Below are 16,874 nucleotides of genomic sequence, written 5' to 3' on the forward strand. Positions count from 1 at the left end.
GCCACAACGGAGTGTTCCCGATGAAATCGCTGCGTTTGCTGCCGGTCGCGTCCGCGGTCGGCCTGATCCTCGCTCTGGCCGCGTGCCAGCCCAACGACGGCGGCAAGGATGCGGGTTCCAAGGCCGCGACCGCCAAGGGCGCCGCCTCGGGCGACGCCATCCCCGGCCTTCCGACCGAGAAGGACCAGGCCAGCTACATGGTCGGCATGGACATCGGCAAGTCGTTGCAGCCGATCAAGGACGAGATCGACGTGGAGGTGATGGTGCGTGCGCTGAAGGCCTCGCTCGCCGGCCAGAAGCTGCAGATGACCGACGAACAGGCGCAGAAGGTGCGCGAGGCGTTCGCGCAGCGCCTGCAGGCCAAGCAGATCGCCGACATGATGGCGAAGGCGAAGAAGAACGCGGAGGAAGGCGAACGTTTCCTCGCGCAGAACGCCAACAAGCCCAACGTGAAGGCGACCGCGTCCGGCCTGCAGTACGAAGTGCTGCGCCAGGGCAACGGTCCGACGCCGAAGGCGACCGACCTGGTCGTCGCCCACTACAGCGGCAAGCTGCTCGACGGCACCGAGTTCGACAGCAGCTACAAGCGCGGCGAACCGGCGACGTTCCGCCTCGACCAGGTGGTGCCCGGCTGGTCCGAAGGCGTGCAGATGATGCCGGTCGGCAGCAAGTACCGGTTCTGGATCCCGGCCAAGCTCGGCTACGGCGAACAGGGCACGCCGGGTGGCCCGATCCCGCCGAACGCCACCCTGGTGTTCGAGGTCGAGCTGCTCGAGATCAAGAAGTAATCCGCCAGGCCGCCGCAGAGCGGCCGGCGCTCCGCTTTTCGCGATTCCCACCCGCCCGTGATCAGGGCGTCGGCCCGCTGCGGCCGGCGCCTGCCATGACAGAAGGATTCCCCCATGCGCGTCACGATTTTCGGAACCGGCTATGTCGGTCTCGTCACCGGCACCTGTCTGGCCGAGGTGGGCCACGACGTGGTGTGCGTCGATATCGACCAGCAGAAGGTCGACGGCCTGAACCGCGGCGTCATCCCGATCTACGAGCCGGGACTGGAGCCGATGGTGAAGGCCAACCACGCCGCCGGACGCCTCAAGTTCACCACCGACGCCGCCTCGGCGATCGGCCACGGCGAGATCATCTTCATCGCGGTCGGCACGCCGCCCGACGAGGACGGCAGCGCCGACCTCAAGTACGTGCTGGCGGTCGCCCGCACCGTCGGCGAGCACATCGAACGGCCCGCCATCGTCGTCAACAAGTCGACCGTGCCGGTCGGCACCGCCGACAAGGTGCGCGCGGCCATCGCCGAGGCGCTTGCCCGCCGCGGCGCGCAGGTGCCGTTCGAGGTGGTCTCCAATCCGGAGTTCCTCAAGGAGGGCGACGCGGTCAACGACTGCATGCGTCCGGACCGCATCGTCATCGGCTCCGGCAGTCCGGAGGCGATCGAGAAGCTCAAGCGCCTGTACGCGCCGTTCAACCGCAACCACGAGCGCATCGTCGTGATGGACGTGCGTTCGGCGGAGCTGACCAAGTACGCCGCGAACGCGATGCTGGCGACCAAGATCTCCTTCATGAACGAGATCGCCAACATCGCCGAGTGCGTCGGCGCCGACATCGAGATGGTGCGGCAGGGCATCGGTTCCGACCCGCGCATCGGCTGGCACTTCATCTATCCCGGCGCCGGCTACGGCGGCTCGTGCTTCCCGAAGGACGTCCAGGCGCTCGCGCGCACCGCGCAGCAGTGCGGCTACAAGCCCGAGCTGCTGGAGGCGGTGGAGTCGGTCAACTATCGCCAGAAGGGTCACCTGTTCGAGTTGATCCAGCGCCACTACGGCGGCTCGGTCGCGGGCAAGACCTTCGCGGTGTGGGGCCTGGCGTTCAAGCCGAACACCGACGACATGCGCGAGGCGTCCAGCCGCCGACTGCTGGCGCAGTTGTGGGAGGCCGGCGCCAGGGTGCGCGCCTACGACCCGGAGGCCATGCACGAGGCGCGGCGGGTCTTCGGCGAGCGCGACGACCTGGTGCTGTGCGACTCCGCGCACGCGGCGATCGCCGATGCCGACGCGCTGTGCGTGGTCACCGAGTGGAAGCAGTTCCGCAGCCCGGACTTCCCGCGCCTGCGTTCGAGCCTGCGCGATGCGGTGATCTTCGACGGTCGCAACCTGTACCATCCCGACCAGGTCGAGGGCGCCGGCATCGCCTACTACGCGATCGGCCGCGGCCGCTCGGTCAACAAGCCGTAAACGGCGAGGGGCGCGGCCCGGCGTCGCGCCCCTCGTGGATCCCGCCATGCATGACCTGGAACAACGCCTGATCGATCTGGAAACGCGCGTCGCGTTCCAGGAGCATGCGATCGCCGAACTCAGCGACGCGCTCGCCGAGGCGCGCGAGGAGAACGCCCGCACGCTGCTGGCGCTGCGCCGCGTGCTCGAGGAACTGAAGCAGGTCCGCAGCACGCTGGCCGGCGACCTGTTCGGCAGCGACCCGGCCAGCGAGCCGCCACCGCCGCATTACTGATCCGATGAGCAACAGCCTCCGCGACCAGTTGATGGGCCTGGGCTTCAAGCCCCTGCCCAAGTCCGAGCGCAAGCCCGAGCAGAAGGGAGGCGGCGGCCGGCCGCAAGCCAGGTCGCGGCCGGGAGCGTCGCCGGCGCAGAAGCCGTCCGGGCCGCACCCGCCCAAACCGCCGCGCGAGCCGGGCGAGATCGATCTCGCCAAGGCCTACGCCCTGCGCGCGCAGCGCGAGCAGGAAGAGCGCCTGGCGGCGCAGAAGGCCAAGGAAGAGGAGGCGCGCCGTCGCCGCGAGGCCCGGGCGAAGCTCGCCGAGCTGCTGAAGGGCAGGACGTTGAACGACCCGGACGCCGAGATCGCCCGTCACTTCGAATACGGCGGGAAGATCAAGCGCATCTACGTCAATGCCGAACAACTGCGCGCGCTCAACGCCGGCGAGCTGGGCGTGGTGCAGCTCGACGGCCGCTACCTGCTGGTGACGGCGGCGACGCTCGCCGAGGCCGAGGCGGTGTTCCCGCCGTGCGTGGCGCTGAAGGTCGATCCGAACGCGCCCGCCGAGGACGATCCCTACGCCGACCCGAAGTACCAGGTGCCGGACGATCTGGTCTGGTGAAAGGCGGCATTGCAGGAGCGCATAGCCCGGGCAAGGGGGAGGTCCGCACCCGGGGTTCCCGGCGCGTGCGTCGACTTGATTCCATAGGTTGGGCTGAGCCGAAGGCGAAGCCCAACACCACCATCACCGCCACGCGCCGGCTCGCCGACCCGGCCGTTGGGCTTCGCTTAGCCCAACCTACGCGAGCAGCGCGTAGTCCGGGTTCGGGCGAGGTCCGCCCCCGGGAACAGCGCCGGCTCACGCCCCGGGCGCGCTCCGCTTGCCCGGGCTACATCTGATGGGTTCCGGGACCGAGGCAAGGAACGGGCGGCTCAATCGGGGTCGTAATCGAGGTTCGCCGCCAGCCAGCGCTCGGCCTGCGCCACGCTCACGCCCTTGCGGCGCGCATAGTCCTCGACCTGTTCCTTCGACACGCGGCCGACCACGAAGTACTGGCTCTTCGGGTGACTGAAGTAGTAGCCGCTCACCGACGCCGCCGGATACATCGCGAAGCTTTCGGTCAGCCGCACGCCCGCATTGCGTTCGGCATCCAGCAGGCGGAACAGCGTGGTCTTCTCGCTGTGGTCGGGGCAGGCGGGATAACCGGGGGCAGGGCGGATGCCGCGGTAGCGCTCGGCGATCAGCGCCTCGTTGTCGAGCGCCTCGTCGGGCGTATAGCCCCAGAACTCGGTGCGCACGCGCTGGTGCAGGCGTTCGGCGAACGCTTCCGCCAGGCGGTCGGCCAGCGCCTTCAGCAGGATCGCGTTGTAGTCGTCGTGGTCGGCCTCGAAGCGGGCGACGTGCTCCTCGATGCCGAGCCCGGCGGTGACCACGAACGCGCCGATCCAGTCCCGCTTGCCGCTGTCCTTCGGCGCGATGAAGTCGGCCAGGCAGAAGTCGGGACGGTCGGCGGGCTTGTCGACCTGCTGGCGCAGGAAGTGCAGGCGCACGTGCTTCAAGCCCTCCCCTTCAAGGGGAGGGTTTGGGAGGGGATGGTGTTGGGCTCGGGCGGGAAGACCATCCCCACCCCGGCCCTCCCCTTGAAGGGGAGGGAGGAAGACTTCGACGTCATCACCGACGCTGTTCGCCGGCCACAACCCGAACGCCGCCTTCGCGGTCAGCCATTTTTCGCGGACGACGCGGTCGAGCATCGCGCGCGCGTCGCGGTACAGCTCGCGCGCCTGCGGGCCGATCACCGGGTCGTCGAGCAGGGCGGGGAAGCGGCCGCCCAGCTCCCAGGTCGAGAAGAACGGCGTCCAGTCGATGCACTCGACCAGCTCGGCCAGCGGATAGTCGTCGAAGACGTGCAGGCCGGGCTGCTCCGGTGCGGGCGGATCGTAGGCGTCCCAGCCGCCGTCGAAGCGTTGTGCGCGCGCCTTGGCCAGCGGCACCAGCCGCTTGCCGTCGCCGCGGTGCCTGTGGCGCTCGCGGATCTCGGCGTAATCGGCGTCGTTGGCGGCGACGAAGCGTTCGCGCAGCTCCGGGCTGATCAGCGACTGCGCCACCCCGACCGCGCGCGAGGCGTCCTTCACCCACACGGTCGGCGCCTGGTAATGCGGATCGATCTTGAGTGCGGTGTGGGCGCGGGACGTGGTCGCCCCACCGATCAGCAGCGGGGTGCGGAAACCCTGCCGCTGCAGTTCGCGTGCGACGTGGCTCATCTCTTCCAGCGACGGCGTGATCAGGCCCGACAGACCGATCAGGTCGGCGTTCTCGGCGCGCGCGCGGTCGAGGATGGTCTGCGCCGGCACCATCACGCCCAGATCGATGACGTCGAAGTTGTTGCACGCCAGCACCACGCCGACGATGTTCTTGCCGATGTCGTGCACGTCGCCCTTGACCGTCGCTAGCACGATCCTGCCGTTGGAACGGCCGGCATCGCCGCTGCGGCGCTTCTCCTCTTCGATGTAGGGGATCAGGTAGGCGACCGCCTTCTTCATCACCCGCGCGGACTTGACCACCTGCGGCAGGAACATCTTGCCGGCGCCGAACAGGTCGCCGACCACGTTCATGCCGGCCATCAGCGGCCCTTCGATCACGTCGAGCGGGCGCGCGCTGCGCTGGCGCGCCTCTTCGGTGTCGGCCTCGATGTAGGCGTCGATGCCGTGCACCAGGGCGTGGGTCAGGCGCTGGTCGACCGGCAGCTCGCGCCAGGCGAGGTCCTCCTCCTTCTTCGCGCCCTTCCTGCCCTTGTAGCGCTCGGCGATCTCCAGCAGCCGCTCGGTGGCGTCGGCGCGCCGGTTGAGCACCACGTCCTCGACGCGTTCGCGCAGTTCGGGGTCGAGGTCGTCGTAGAGCGGCAGCGCGCCGGCGTTGACGATGCCCACGTCGAGCCCGGCGCGCACGGCGTGATACAGGAACACCGAGTGGATCGCCTGCCGCACCGCCTCGTTGCCGCGGAAGGAGAACGAGACGTTGGAGATACCGCCGGAGACGTGGCTGTGCGGGAAACGGCGCTTGAGCTCGCGCACGGCCTCGATGAACGCGACCGCGTAGTCGTCGTGCTCGGCGATGCCGGTGGCGATCGCGAACACGTTGGGATCGAAGACGATGTCCTCGGGCGGAAAGCCGACCTGTTCGGTCAGCAGCCGGTACGCGCGCGAGCAGATCTCCACCTTGCGCTCGACGGTTTCGGCCTGGCCGTTCTCGTCGAACGCCATCACCACCACCGCCGCGCCGTAGCGGCGCACCAGCCGCGCCTGCCGCAGGAATTCGGCCTCGCCTTCCTTGAGCGAGATCGAGTTGACGATGCCCTTGCCCTGCAGGCACTTCAGCCCGGCCTCGATCACCGACCACTTCGAACTGTCGATCATGATCGGCACCCGCGCGATGTCCGGCTCGGCGGCGATCAGGTTGAGGAAGGCGACCATGGCCTGCTCCGAATCGAGCAGCCCCTCGTCCATGTTGATATCGAGGATCTGCGCGCCGTTCTCGACCTGCTGGCGTGCGATCGCGACCGCCTCGTCGAAGCGGCCTTCCACGATCAGCTTGCGGAACTGCGCGCTGCCGGTGACGTTGGTGCGCTCGCCGATGTTGACGAAGTTCGTCTGCGGCGTGATCACCAGCGGCTCGAGGCCGGCGAGGCGGGTGTGGCGGGGGAGGACGGTCATGCGTTTTGCTCCTCCCCCTGCGCATGCAGGGAGAGGTTGGGAGGGGGCGGAGCGGGGTCGAGCGCGCGGTCGGGTTCGACTTCGCCCCTTCCCGACCCTCCGCTCCCTCCGGAGGGGAGGGGGGCGAGCGCAGGCACGACTCGCGGCCGCACGCCGCGCATGGCCTCGGCGATCGCGGCGATGTGCGCGGGGGTGGTGCCGCAGCAGCCGCCGACCAGATTGAGCAGGCCGGCGCGGCCGAATTCGCCCAGCACGCGGGCCATGTCCTCCGGCGTCTCGTCGTAGCCGCCGAACGCGTTCGGCAGGCCGGCGTTGGGGTGGCAGCTCACGTGGGTGTCGGCCACCTGCGCGAGGGCGTCCACGTGCACGCGCAGCTCGCGCGCGCCGAGCGCGCAGTTGAGCCCGATCGCGACCGGGCGCGCGTGCGCGACCGAGTACCAGAACGCTTCCGCGGTCTGCCCCGACAGCGTGCGTCCCGACGCATCGGTGATCGTGCCGGACACCATCACGGGCACACGCGCCCCGCGCGCGTCGAACGCTTCTTCGATCGCGAACAGCGCCGCCTTCGCGTTGAGCGTGTCGAACACGGTCTCGACCATCAGCACATCCGCGCCGCCGTCGAGCAGGCCCTCGGCGGCATCGCGGTAGGCGTCGCGCAGTTCGTCGAACGTCACCGCGCGGTGCCCCGGCCGGTTGACGTCCGGGCTGATCGAGGCGGTGCGGTTGGTCGGGCCCAGCACGCCGACCGCGAACCGCGGACGCGCCGGATCCTGCGCCTCGACCGCGTCGCAGACGCCGCGCGCCAGCCGCGCGCCCGCTTGGTTCAGCTCGCGGGCGAGGTGCGACAGGCCGTAATCGGCCAGCGCGATCGCGGTCGAGTTGAAGGTATTGGTCTCGACGAGATCGGCGCCGGCTTCGAGATAGGCGCGGTGGATGGCGGCGATGACGTCGGGGCGGGTCAGCGTCAGCAGGTCGTTGTTGCCCTTCTGGTCGTGACCGCAGCCGCAGCCCGGCCCGTGCGCGTGGCCGTGCGTCGCGTACAGAGCGTCGTAGCCGTGGGCGAATCGCTCGCCGCGGTAGTCGTCCTCCTGCAGGCCGTGCTGCTGGATCATCGTGCCCATCGCGCCATCGAGCACGAGGATGCGCTCGCGCAGCGCGTCCAGCAGCGCCCCGGCGCGCGCGGGATTCAGCCAGGGCAGCATCATCCCGGCTTCCTCACCGGCTTGTGCGCGATCAGCGCGATCACCTCGAAATGCGGCGGCCGCCGCTCGCGGGTGACGATGCCGGCGCTGGCGACTTCCACGCCCGCCTTCTGCGCGAAGCGCAGCAGCTCCTTTTCCGTGAACCCGAGATTCACGTGGCCGTAGGCGGCCACCACGTTGCGGTGCTCGTGCCGCGCCAGCACCGTGACCAGCAGCCGCCCGCCCGGACGCAGCACGCGGGCCGCTTCGGCGACCGCCTGCGCGGGATGTTCGGAGTAGGTCAGCGCGTGCATCAGCACCACCAGATCGAAGGTGTTGGCGGCGAACGGCAGCGCGTGCATGTCGCCTTCGCGCACCTCGACGTTGCGCAGGCGGCTGAGCCGTTCGGATGCGGCCATCACCACCTTGCTGCTGGCGTCCAGGCACACATAGCGGTGCGAATGCGGCGCCATCAGTTCGGCGAGCACGCCGTCGCCGGAGGCGATGTCGAGCACGTCGCCCGGCGCCAGCAGCGGCAAGGCCGAGCGCGCCAGCGCTTCCCAGGTGCGGCCGGGCGAGTAGTGGCGCTCCATGTCGCCGGCGACCGAGTCGGCCCAGTTCTGTTCGGCGGCGCGTGCGGCGAGCACGTCGGCGATGCGTTCGGCGTCCTGACGCAACAGGGGGTCGTCGCTGCCTTCGCGCAGCGTCCGCCACAGCGCGCGCTGCGCGGGGTCGAGCGCGTCCTCGTCGAAGCGGTAGTACGCCGACACCCCGGCGCGACGGTCGCGGACCAGGCCGGCTTCCTTGAGCTTCGCCAGGTGGGTGGACACGCGCGGCTGCGCCAGCCGCGTGATCGCCGACAGTTCGGCCACCGTCATCTCTTCCTGCTCCAGCAGCGCGAGCAGACGCACGCGGGTGGCGTCGGCGAACACCTTCAGACGGGTCGACCAGCCTTCCAGGTCCATTCGAAATATCGGCCTATCGCGATAGAGCGATAAGTGTCGGGCGCGGGCGCGGGCGCGTCAAGCGGAAGAGGGGCTTTGGCGCGCCGGCGCGGCTACAATTCGCCGCTCACGACCCATGCCGTCGAGGTGCAGCAGTGGATTTCAGCTTTACCGAAGAGCAGTTGATGATCCAGGACGTGGCGCGCCGCATCGCGCAGGAGAAGATCGCGCCCACCGCCGAGCACTTCGACCGCAGCGGGGAGTTTCCCAGCGAGAACATCCGCCTGATGGGCGAGAACGGCCTGATGGGGATCGAGGTGCCGGCCGAGTACGGCGGCGCCGGGCTCGACGCGGTGGGCTACGTGCTGGCGATGATCGAGATCGCCGCGGCCGACTGCGCCCACTCGACCATCATGTCGGTCAACAACACGCTCTACTGCAACGGCCTGCTCAAGCACGGCAGCGAGGAGCAGAAGCACCGGTACGTCACGCCGATCGCCAGCGGCCAGGCGATCGGCGCCTACGCGCTGACCGAGCCGCAGTCCGGCTCCGACGCCTCGGCGATGCGCTGCCGCGCGGTGCTGTCGGCGGACGGCACGCACTACGTCGTCAACGGCAAGAAGAGCTGGATCACCTCCGGCCCGGTGGCGAAGTACATCATGCTGTTCGCGATGACCGACCCGTCGAAGGGCGCCAAGGGCATCTCGGCGTTCATCGTCGACACCGAGCGCGAGGGCTTCTTCCGCGGCAAGACCGAGCCGAAGCTCGGCATCCGCGCCTCGGCCACCTGCGAGATCGAGTTCGTCGACTACAAGATCCCGGTCGAGGACCGCATCGGCCCGGAGGGCGAGGGCTTCAAGATCGCCATGAGCGTGCTGGACGCCGGCCGCATCGGCATCGCCGCGCAGGCGGTGGGCCTGGCGCGCGCGGCGTACGAGGCCTCGGTGGCTTACGCCAAGGAGCGCAAGAGCTTCGGCCAGCCGATCGGCACCTTCCAGATGATCCAGGCCAAGATCGCCGACATGAAGTGCCGCCTGGACGCCGCCACGCTGCTGACGCTGCGCGCCGCGTGGGCCAAGGACCAGTCGGCGAAGACCGGCGCGCGTTTCTCGACCGAGGCCTCGGTGGCCAAGCTGTTCGCGTCGGAAACCGCGATGTTCGTGACCCACCAGGCGGTGCAGATCCACGGCGGCATGGGCTACTCGAAGGAGATGCCGCTGGAGCGCTACTTCCGCGACGCCAAGATCACCGAGATCTACGAAGGCACCAGCGAGATCCAGCGCCTGGTGATCGCCCGCAACGAAACCGGCCTGCGCTGACCGAACCCACCGTGGCCCGCGCACCGGCGCGGGCTTTCTTCCGGATACGTCCCACATGACCACCGCCACTCCGAAAGCCGGCAGGAAATCGGCCGGCAAAGCCGCTGCCGCATCCGCCAAACCCAAACCGGCCGCCGCCGCGATCGACGGCGTCTCGCTCGAGCCGATCGTCGCCGCGATCCTCAAGCGCGTGCCCAAGGCCCGTCACGGCGAGGCCGAGGCGTTCGTGCGCGCGTTCTACCGCCGTATGAGCGGCGACGAGCTGCCGCAGCACAGCGTCGACGGCTGGGCCGCGCTGGCCGCCGACTTCCTCGAGTTCGCCCGCGCCCGCAAGCCGCGCACCGCGCTCGTGCGGCTGTTCAATCCGTCGATGAAGACGCACGGATGGGAATCGGCGCACACGGTCGTGCAGATCGTCAACGACGACATGCCGTTTCTGGTCGACTCGGTGACGATGGCGTTGGCCGAGATCGGCATCGGCGTGCACGTGCTCGGCCATCCGGTCGTGCGCTTCACGCGCGATCGCGCAGGCAAGCTGCTCGCGGTGGGCGAGGGCGCGCCCGAGTCTCTGATGCATCTGGAGATCGACCGCCAGGCGATCGATGCGATGCCGGCGATCGAGGAGCGTCTGCACGGCGTGCTCGCCGACGTGCGCGCCATCGTCGCCGACTGGCAGCCGATGCGGCAGAAGATGCTCGAGGTGGCCGAAGACCTCGGCCGCCGCGCGCTGCCGATCGGCGAGGCCGAGCGCGTCGAGGCGCAGGAGTTCCTGCGCTGGGCGGCGGACAACCACTTCACCTTCCTCGGCTACCGCGAGTACGAGGTGGCCCGCGAGGGCGGCAAGGAAGTGCTGCGCGCCAAGCCCGATTCGGGCCTCGGCCTGCTGCGCGGCAAGGAGGTCGGCAAGCCGCGCCTGCTCTCCACGCTGGCGGCGCAGCGGGTGAAGAGCTCCGGCATCGAGGAAGCGCTGATCCTCACCAAGACCAATTCGCGCTCGACCGTGCACCGGCCGGGCTACATGGATTACATCGGCGTGCTCGCCTTCGACAAGCACGGCAAGCCGATCGCCGAACAGCGCTTCATCGGCCTGTACACCTCCAGCGCCTACAACCGCCGGCCGTGGGACATCCCGGTGGTGCGCCAGCGCCACAACCACGTGATGGAGCAGTCGGGGCTGGCCCCCGACAGCCACAGCGGCAAGGCGCTGCGCCACATCCTGGAGACGCTGCCGCGCGACGAGCTGTTCCAGGCCAACGAACAGGAGCTGCTGGCCACGGCGATGGGCATCCTCGGCCTGCAGGAGCGCGTGCGCAGCCGGCTGTTCCTGCGGCGGGACCGCTACGGCCGGTTCTTCTCGGTGCTGGTCTACATCCCGCGCGAGCGCTTCAACACCGACATCCGGCTGCGCATCGAATCGATGCTCAAGCGCGTGCTCGACGGCGAGCACGTCGATTCCAACGTGGTGATGGGCGAGTCGCCGCTGGCGCAAGTGCATCTGCTGGTGCGGCCCCACGGCGGCGAGGCGGTGGAGGTCGATCCGGCGCTGATCGAGGCCGAGCTCGCCGAGATCGTCCGCAACCGCCAGGACGACCTGCGCGAGGAGCTGGTCCGCCGCCACGGCGAGGAGCAGGGCCTGCGCCTGGCGCGCGGCTACGGACGCGCGCTGTCGAACGAGTACCTGCGCGACATCGCCGCGGCCGACGCGGCCGACGACGTCGAGCATCTCGCCGCGCTGCGCGAGGCAGACGATCTCGGCCTGCGCCTGTACCGCAGCGACCGCAGCGAAGGCGGCCTGCGCTTCAAGCTCTACCGCCTGAACGACGACATCCCGCTGTCGGACGTGCTGCCGCTGATGGAGAACCTCGGTCTGCGGGTGATCGCCGAGCACCCGCACCGCATCGAGCAGGGCGGCCAGGTGGCCTACATCCAGGACTTCGAGGTGCAGCCGCTGAACGGCACGCTCGACGTCGAGGGGCTGGACGCCGCGTTCGAGGACGCCTTCGCGCACGTGTTCCGCGGACAGGCGGAGAACGACGGCTTCAACCGGCTGGTACTCGATGCCGGCCTGTCGTGGCGCCAGGTGGCGATGCTGCGCGGCTACTGCAAGTACCTGCTGCAGGTGGGCGTGCCGTTCTCGCAGGCGTACGTCGAGCAGACCTTCGCCCGCTATCCGCTGCTGGCGCGCCTGATGGTCGAGCTGTTCGAGGCCCGCTTCCACCCCAGCACCGGCAGCGAGAGCAAGGCCGAGATCAAGGCCGGGCAGGAGCGTTTCCGCGCGCAGATCACCGCGCTCGCCGGCGACGATGGCGCGGCGTTGGCCGCGATCGAACCGGTGATCGCCGCGCGCGCCGGCAAGCGCGCCGAGCAGGAAGCCGCCGCGCGCGAGGCGCTCACCGGTCTGCTCGACCGCGTCGCCAGCCTCGACGAGGACCGCATCCTGCGCAGCTTCATGGGCGTGATCGAGGCCACGCTGCGTACCAACTACTTCCAGCGCGGCGCCGACGGCCGGCCCAAGGGCTACATCAGCTTCAAGTTCGATTCGGCGCGCGTGCCGGATCTGCCCAAGCCCAAGCCGTACCGCGAGATCTTCGTCTACAGCCCGCGCGTGGAGGGCATCCATCTGCGCTTCGGCCCGGTCGCGCGCGGCGGCCTGCGCTGGTCGGACCGCCGCGAGGACTTCCGCACCGAGGTGCTGGGCCTGGTCAAGGCGCAGATGGTGAAGAACACCGTGATCGTGCCGGTCGGCTCGAAGGGCGGTTTCTTCGTCAAGCGTCCGCCGGCCGGCGACCGCGACGCGCTGCAGGCCGAGGGCATCGCCTGCTACCAGACCTTCATCCGCGGTCTGCTGGACGTCACCGACAACATCGTCGGCGGCCGCATCGTGCCGCCGGTGGACGTCGTGCGCCACGACGACGACGACCCGTATCTGGTGGTCGCCGCCGACAAGGGCACGGCGACGTTCTCCGACATCGCCAACGCGATCTCGCGCGAGTACGGCTTCTGGATGGACGACGCGTTCGCCTCGGGCGGCTCGGCCGGTTACGACCACAAGGGCATGGGCATCACCGCGCGCGGCGCGTGGGAGTCGGTCAAGCGCCACTTCCGCGCGATGGGGCGCGACTGCCAGAAGGAAGACTTCACCGTGGTCGGCATCGGCGACATGTCCGGCGACGTGTTCGGCAACGGCATGCTGCTGTCCAAGCACATCCGCCTGGTCGCCGCGTTCGACCATCGCCACATCTTCATCGACCCGAACCCCGATGCGGCGAGGAGCTACCGCGAGCGCGAGCGGATGTTCAAGCTGCCGCGCTCGTCGTGGGACGACTACGACAAGTCGCTCATCAGCAAGGGCGGCGGCGTGTGGCCGCGCAGCGCCAAGTCGATCCCGCTCTCGCCCGAAGCCAAGGCGGCGCTGGGCATCGATCCGGCGGTGCCGGCGATGAGCCCGAGCGAACTGCTGAGCGCGATCCTGCGCGCGCCGGTGGACCTGCTGTGGAACGGCGGCATCGGCACCTACGTCAAGGCCAGCAGCGAGAGCCACGCCGACGTCGGCGACCGCGCCAACAACGCCATCCGCATCAACGGCCGCGACCTGCGCTGCAAGGTGGTGGGCGAGGGCGGCAATCTCGGTCTGACCCAACTGGGCCGCATCGAGGCGGCGTTGCACGGCGTGCTGCTCAACACCGACTTCATCGACAACTCGGCCGGGGTGGACACCTCCGACCACGAGGTCAACATCAAGATCCTGCTCAACGCCGAGGTGCAGGCCAAGCGGCTCACGCTGCCGGCGCGCAACAAGCTGCTGGCGGCGATGACCGACGAAGTCGCGGAACTGGTGCTCAACGACAACTACCGCCAGAACCAGGCGATCAGCCTGATGGAGCGGATGAGCCACACCCGGCTCGGCTCCAAGCAGCACTTCATCCGCACGCTGGAACAGCAGGGCCTGCTCGACCGCCAGATCGAGTTCCTGCCGTCGGACGCCGAGATCGCCGAGCGCAAGGCGCGCGGCGTCGGCCTGACCCGGCCGGAGCTCGCCGTGCTGCTGTCCTACGCCAAGCTGGTGATCTACCCGCAACTGCTGGCATCCGACGTGCCGGAAGATCCGTACCTGTCCAAGGAGCTGGTGCGCTACTTCCCGCAGCCGCTGCAGGAGAAGTACGCCAAGGCGATGCAGGGCCACCGCCTGAAGCGCGAGATCATCGCCACCGCGGTGACCAACTCGCTGGTCAACCGCATGGGCGCCACCTTCACCATGCGCATGCAGGAGGACACCGGCCGCAGCGCGGCGGAGGTCGCGCGCGCCTACACCATCGTGCGCGAGGCGCTGGAGGCGCGCGATCTGTGGGCGCAGATCGACGCGCTCGACGGCAAGGTGCCGGAAGCCGCGCAGATCGACGCGCTGCAGACCATCTGGCATCTGATGCGCACGATGTCGCGCTGGCTGCTGTCGCGTCCGGGCAAGCTGCCGGAGATCACCCGGGCGATGGCGCAGCTCGGCGAGGGCCTGCGCGAAGTGCGCTCGGCGTTCCCGGACGTGCTGTCGGACGTGCGCCGCGACGCCTACATGGCCCGGCTGCAGGACTGGAAGGCGAAGGGCTTCCCCTCCGCGCTCGCGCAGCAGCTCGCGGCCTTGCCGCTGCTCGAATTCGGTTGCGACATCGTCGAGATCGCGCAGGCCCGCCGGCTGTCCGCGGTGGAAGTCGCGCGCGCCTACTTCGCGCTGGGCGCGGCGCTGCATCTGCCGTGGCTGTACGACCAGATCGATGCGCTGCCGGTGGACGGCCGCTGGCAGGCGCTGGCGCGCAATGCCCTGCGCGAGGAGCTGGCGACGCAGCAGCGCGCGATCGTGACCCAGCTTCTGTCCGACCGCGGCCGCAAGCCGATGGAGGCGCGCGTGCGGGCGTGGCTGGATCGCGACGATCCGACCCTGCGCTTCACCCAGGCGATGCTCGCGGACCTGCTCAACCAGAAGTCGCTGGACTATCCGACCCTGTCGGTGGCCGTGCGGCGCCTGGCGCAGGCGGCTTCGGCCGGCGCGGGCTGAAGCGGGAGAACGCGCGACGGAAACGCCCGGGTCCGCCCGGGCGTTTTCGTGTCGGGGTCGTGCGGCGGCGGCCGCGCCGGTCGACGAAGTGCGGCAAGGCCGCGCGTCAGGCCATCAGCAGGGCGAGCTTGTCGCGGTAGCTGCGCGAGAGTTTCAGCTCCTGGCCGCAGTCCAGCCGCAGGAAACTCTCGCCGTTGGTGTGCGGCCGCATCTCCACCACGCGCCGCAGGTTGACGATGGTGGAACGGTGGATGCGGGCGAAACGGCGCGGGTCGAGCTGGCGTTCGAGCTCGCTCATCGTCGCCCGCAGCACCAGCGTCTCGCCGTCGATGTGCAGGCACATGTAGTCGCCGGCGGCGTCGATCCAGCGCAGGGAATCGAGGTCCACGCGCACGATGCGGCCGCCCTCGCGCACCACCAGGCGGTTGTCGCGCCTGAGCTGCGCGGCATAGGCCGGGTCGAGCGCCTGCTCGAGCGTGAGCGGGCCGCGGCCGTCCAGTTCGCCCAGCAGCCGCAGGAGCTGCGCGCAATGGGTGCCGGAGGCGCGCTGCGCCAGCTCGTGCCGGACGCGGTCGAGGGCCTGGGACAGGCGCTCGTCGTCCACCGGCTTGAGCAGGTAGTCGATCGCCGCGGCCTCGAACGCGCGCAGCGCGAAGTGGTCGTAGGCGGTGACGAACACCACCAGCGGCATCGCCGAGGCCGGGATCGCGCGCAGGGTGTCGAAGCCGTCCGCGCCGGGCATCTGCACGTCGAGGAACATCACGTCCGGCTGCAGACGGTGCACGGCGGCGATCGCCGAAGCGCCGTCGCCGCACTGGCCGACGATCTCCACCCCCTCGGCCTGCGCCAGCCGAAGTTCCAGCCCGCGCCGCGCGAGCGGTTCGTCGTCCACGATCAGGGCGCGGATGCGCGCCTCGCCGGCATGCGCGGTCGGAGCGGGAACGGAAGGGTGCGCAGCCATGGTCGTCGCCTCACGGAATCGCGGAAGTGCCGGTCTCGAACGGCAGCCGCAGCGTCACCGTCAGTCCCGGCGAGCGGTTGCGCACGTCGAAGCCGGCCTGCTCGCCGTAGAGCACCTGCAGCCGCTCGCGCGTGTTGCGCAGGCCGACGCCGGTGCCGGGCGGCAGTTCGCCGCCCTCCAGCGCCCAGCAGCCCGGGCCGTCGTCGCTGACCTCAAGTTCGAGCCGCTCGCCCGCGCGGCGCGCTTCGATCCGCAGCAGGCCGCCCGCGACCTGGCGCGCCACCGCGTACTTGATCGCGTTCTCCACCAGCGGCTGCAGCAGCAGGCTCGGCACGTGCGCGTGCCAGCAGCCCGGTTGCACGTCGATCTCCACGCGCAGGCGGTCGCCGAAGCGCACCTTCTCGATGTCGAGGTAGAGGTTCAGCGCGTCGATCTCCTGGCGGAGGTTGACGCGCTGCATCGGATCGCTGTCGAGCGAGTGCCGCAGGAACGCCGACAACCCCAGCACCATGCGGTTGGCGGTGCCGTTCTCGCGGTCCAGGATCAGCGTCGAGATCGCATTGAGGGTGTTGAACAGGAAATGCGGGTTGAGCTGGTAACGCAGCATCTTCAACTGCGCCTGGTGCGCCATCGTGCGCGCCGACAGCGCGCGCCGCATCTCGGCCTGCAACTGGCCGTAGTACTTGATGCCGAGGTACAGCCCGACCCACGCCAGCACCACGTAGATGTTGCTCAACGCATAGGCGACGTAGGCCGCGCGCGAGGCCGGCGCGCAGCTCGCGCAGAAGTCCACCAGCACCCGCCGCAGGGCGAAGTCCATGCCCGCCGAGCACAGCAGCACCGGCACCACCATCAGCGCCAGCAGCCGGGCAGGGGGCAGGGCGCTGGCGGCGCGCAGCAGGTACCGCAAGCCGAGCGTCAGCAGCGCGCCAGTGACCGCGCCGGTGAACGGCACGACCCAGTAGCCGGACGGTTTGCCGTGCGCGACGCCGGACAGCGTGCCCAGCGCGAAGTACGCGGACCAGCCGCTCAGGTGCAGCAGCCAGAACGCGCGCTCGCGGCTCAGCGCGAAGCGGGGGACGGAGGCGGCGACGGCCATGGCGGTTCCGGCGGGTGGACGTGCGCCGATCCTATCCCGCTTCGGCGCGGGCGCCGCACGGTTCGTCGCGCGCATGGCACGGATCGTCGCGGGCGGCGGTTCAGGCCCGC

The 16,874-nt window shown here is 69.8% G+C and carries 11 protein-coding genes; 6 read left to right on the forward strand and 5 right to left on the reverse strand.

The window, feature by feature from the left end; all coding sequences use genetic code 11:
• Positions 1-20 precede the first annotated feature (20 nt).
• The 4 genes from FQY64_RS02745 (at position 21) to FQY64_RS02760 (ending at position 3,124) form a co-directional block, all read left to right on the forward strand.
• Complete coding sequence (locus FQY64_RS02745; protein ID WP_146472179.1) at positions 21-788, forward strand: FKBP-type peptidyl-prolyl cis-trans isomerase; 768 nt, start codon at positions 21-23, stop codon at positions 786-788.
• Positions 789-902: 114 nt separating this feature from the next.
• Entirely contained in the window at positions 903-2,243 is a 1,341-nt protein-coding gene (locus FQY64_RS02750; protein ID WP_146472180.1) for a UDP-glucose dehydrogenase family protein, read from the forward strand.
• A gap of 46 nt (positions 2,244-2,289) precedes the next feature.
• On the forward strand, positions 2,290-2,517 hold the full coding sequence (locus tag FQY64_RS02755) for a SlyX family protein (protein ID WP_146472181.1): 228 nt from the start codon (positions 2,290-2,292) through the stop codon (positions 2,515-2,517).
• Between the two features lie 4 nt (positions 2,518-2,521).
• On the forward strand, positions 2,522-3,124 hold the full coding sequence (locus FQY64_RS02760; RefSeq protein WP_146472182.1) for a DUF2058 domain-containing protein: 603 nt from the start codon (positions 2,522-2,524) through the stop codon (positions 3,122-3,124).
• A 311-nt stretch (positions 3,125-3,435) separates the two neighbouring features.
• On the opposite strand, the gene metH is transcribed toward FQY64_RS02760, so the two are convergent.
• Genes metH through FQY64_RS02775 form a run of 3 tightly spaced genes read right to left on the reverse strand, consistent with a single transcriptional unit; the run spans position 3,436 to position 8,359 of the window.
• Positions 3,436-6,213: a methionine synthase gene (gene metH / locus FQY64_RS02765; RefSeq protein ID WP_146472183.1), complete on the reverse strand. Its 2,778-nt coding sequence runs from the start codon at positions 6,211-6,213 to the stop codon at positions 3,436-3,438.
• Positions 6,210-7,415, reverse strand: a complete 1,206-nt coding sequence (locus FQY64_RS02770) for a homocysteine S-methyltransferase family protein (protein WP_146472184.1) — start codon at positions 7,413-7,415, stop codon at positions 6,210-6,212. The genes metH and FQY64_RS02770 overlap by 4 nt, the downstream gene beginning before the upstream one ends.
• Positions 7,415-8,359: an ArsR/SmtB family transcription factor gene (locus FQY64_RS02775; RefSeq protein ID WP_146472185.1), complete on the reverse strand. Its 945-nt coding sequence runs from the start codon at positions 8,357-8,359 to the stop codon at positions 7,415-7,417. Before FQY64_RS02775 ends, FQY64_RS02770 begins: the two co-directional genes overlap by 1 nt.
• Before the next feature lie 134 nt (positions 8,360-8,493).
• Here FQY64_RS02775 and FQY64_RS02780 point away from each other — a divergent pair, with 134 nt between their 5' ends.
• Both FQY64_RS02780 and FQY64_RS02785 read left to right on the forward strand, forming a co-directional pair.
• Positions 8,494-9,657, forward strand: a complete 1,164-nt coding sequence (locus tag FQY64_RS02780) for an acyl-CoA dehydrogenase family protein (protein ID WP_146472186.1) — start codon at positions 8,494-8,496, stop codon at positions 9,655-9,657.
• A 55-nt stretch (positions 9,658-9,712) separates the two neighbouring features.
• Positions 9,713-14,704 (forward strand): NAD-glutamate dehydrogenase, encoded by a 4,992-nt coding sequence (locus tag FQY64_RS02785; protein ID WP_146472187.1) that lies wholly within the window; start codon positions 9,713-9,715, stop codon positions 14,702-14,704.
• 106 nt (positions 14,705-14,810) lie between these two features.
• On the opposite strand, the gene FQY64_RS02790 is transcribed toward FQY64_RS02785, so the two are convergent.
• Both FQY64_RS02790 and FQY64_RS02795 read right to left on the reverse strand, forming a co-directional pair.
• Entirely contained in the window at positions 14,811-15,665 is an 855-nt protein-coding gene (locus FQY64_RS02790; RefSeq protein ID WP_146472188.1) for a LytR/AlgR family response regulator transcription factor, read from the reverse strand.
• Positions 15,666-15,675: 10 nt separating this feature from the next.
• A complete protein-coding gene (locus FQY64_RS02795) occupies positions 15,676-16,764 on the reverse strand; it encodes a sensor histidine kinase (RefSeq protein ID WP_186760833.1) in 1,089 nt (362 codons plus the stop codon).
• Positions 16,765-16,874 lie beyond the last annotated feature (110 nt).

Source organism: Vulcaniibacterium thermophilum (assembly GCF_007923255.1).
Classification (GTDB): domain Bacteria; phylum Pseudomonadota; class Gammaproteobacteria; order Xanthomonadales; family Xanthomonadaceae; genus Lysobacter_F; species Lysobacter_F thermophilum.

Coding starts and splice junctions, on each gene's coding strand:
- FQY64_RS02745 (WP_146472179.1), top strand. CDS start 21: ATGAAATCGCTGCGTTTGCTGCCGGTCGCGTCCGCGGTCGGCCTGATC.
- FQY64_RS02750 (WP_146472180.1), top strand. CDS start 903: ATGCGCGTCACGATTTTCGGAACCGGCTATGTCGGTCTCGTCACCGGC.
- FQY64_RS02755 (WP_146472181.1), top strand. CDS start 2,290: ATGCATGACCTGGAACAACGCCTGATCGATCTGGAAACGCGCGTCGCG.
- FQY64_RS02760 (WP_146472182.1), top strand. CDS start 2,522: ATGAGCAACAGCCTCCGCGACCAGTTGATGGGCCTGGGCTTCAAGCCC.
- metH (WP_146472183.1), bottom strand. CDS start 6,213: ATGACCGTCCTCCCCCGCCACACCCGCCTCGCCGGCCTCGAGCCGCTG.
- FQY64_RS02770 (WP_146472184.1), bottom strand. CDS start 7,415: ATGCTGCCCTGGCTGAATCCCGCGCGCGCCGGGGCGCTGCTGGACGCG.
- FQY64_RS02775 (WP_146472185.1), bottom strand. CDS start 8,359: ATGGACCTGGAAGGCTGGTCGACCCGTCTGAAGGTGTTCGCCGACGCC.
- FQY64_RS02785 (WP_146472187.1), top strand. CDS start 9,713: ATGACCACCGCCACTCCGAAAGCCGGCAGGAAATCGGCCGGCAAAGCC.
- FQY64_RS02790 (WP_146472188.1), bottom strand. CDS start 15,665: ATGGCTGCGCACCCTTCCGTTCCCGCTCCGACCGCGCATGCCGGCGAG.
- FQY64_RS02795 (WP_186760833.1), bottom strand. CDS start 16,764: ATGGCCGTCGCCGCCTCCGTCCCCCGCTTCGCGCTGAGCCGCGAGCGC.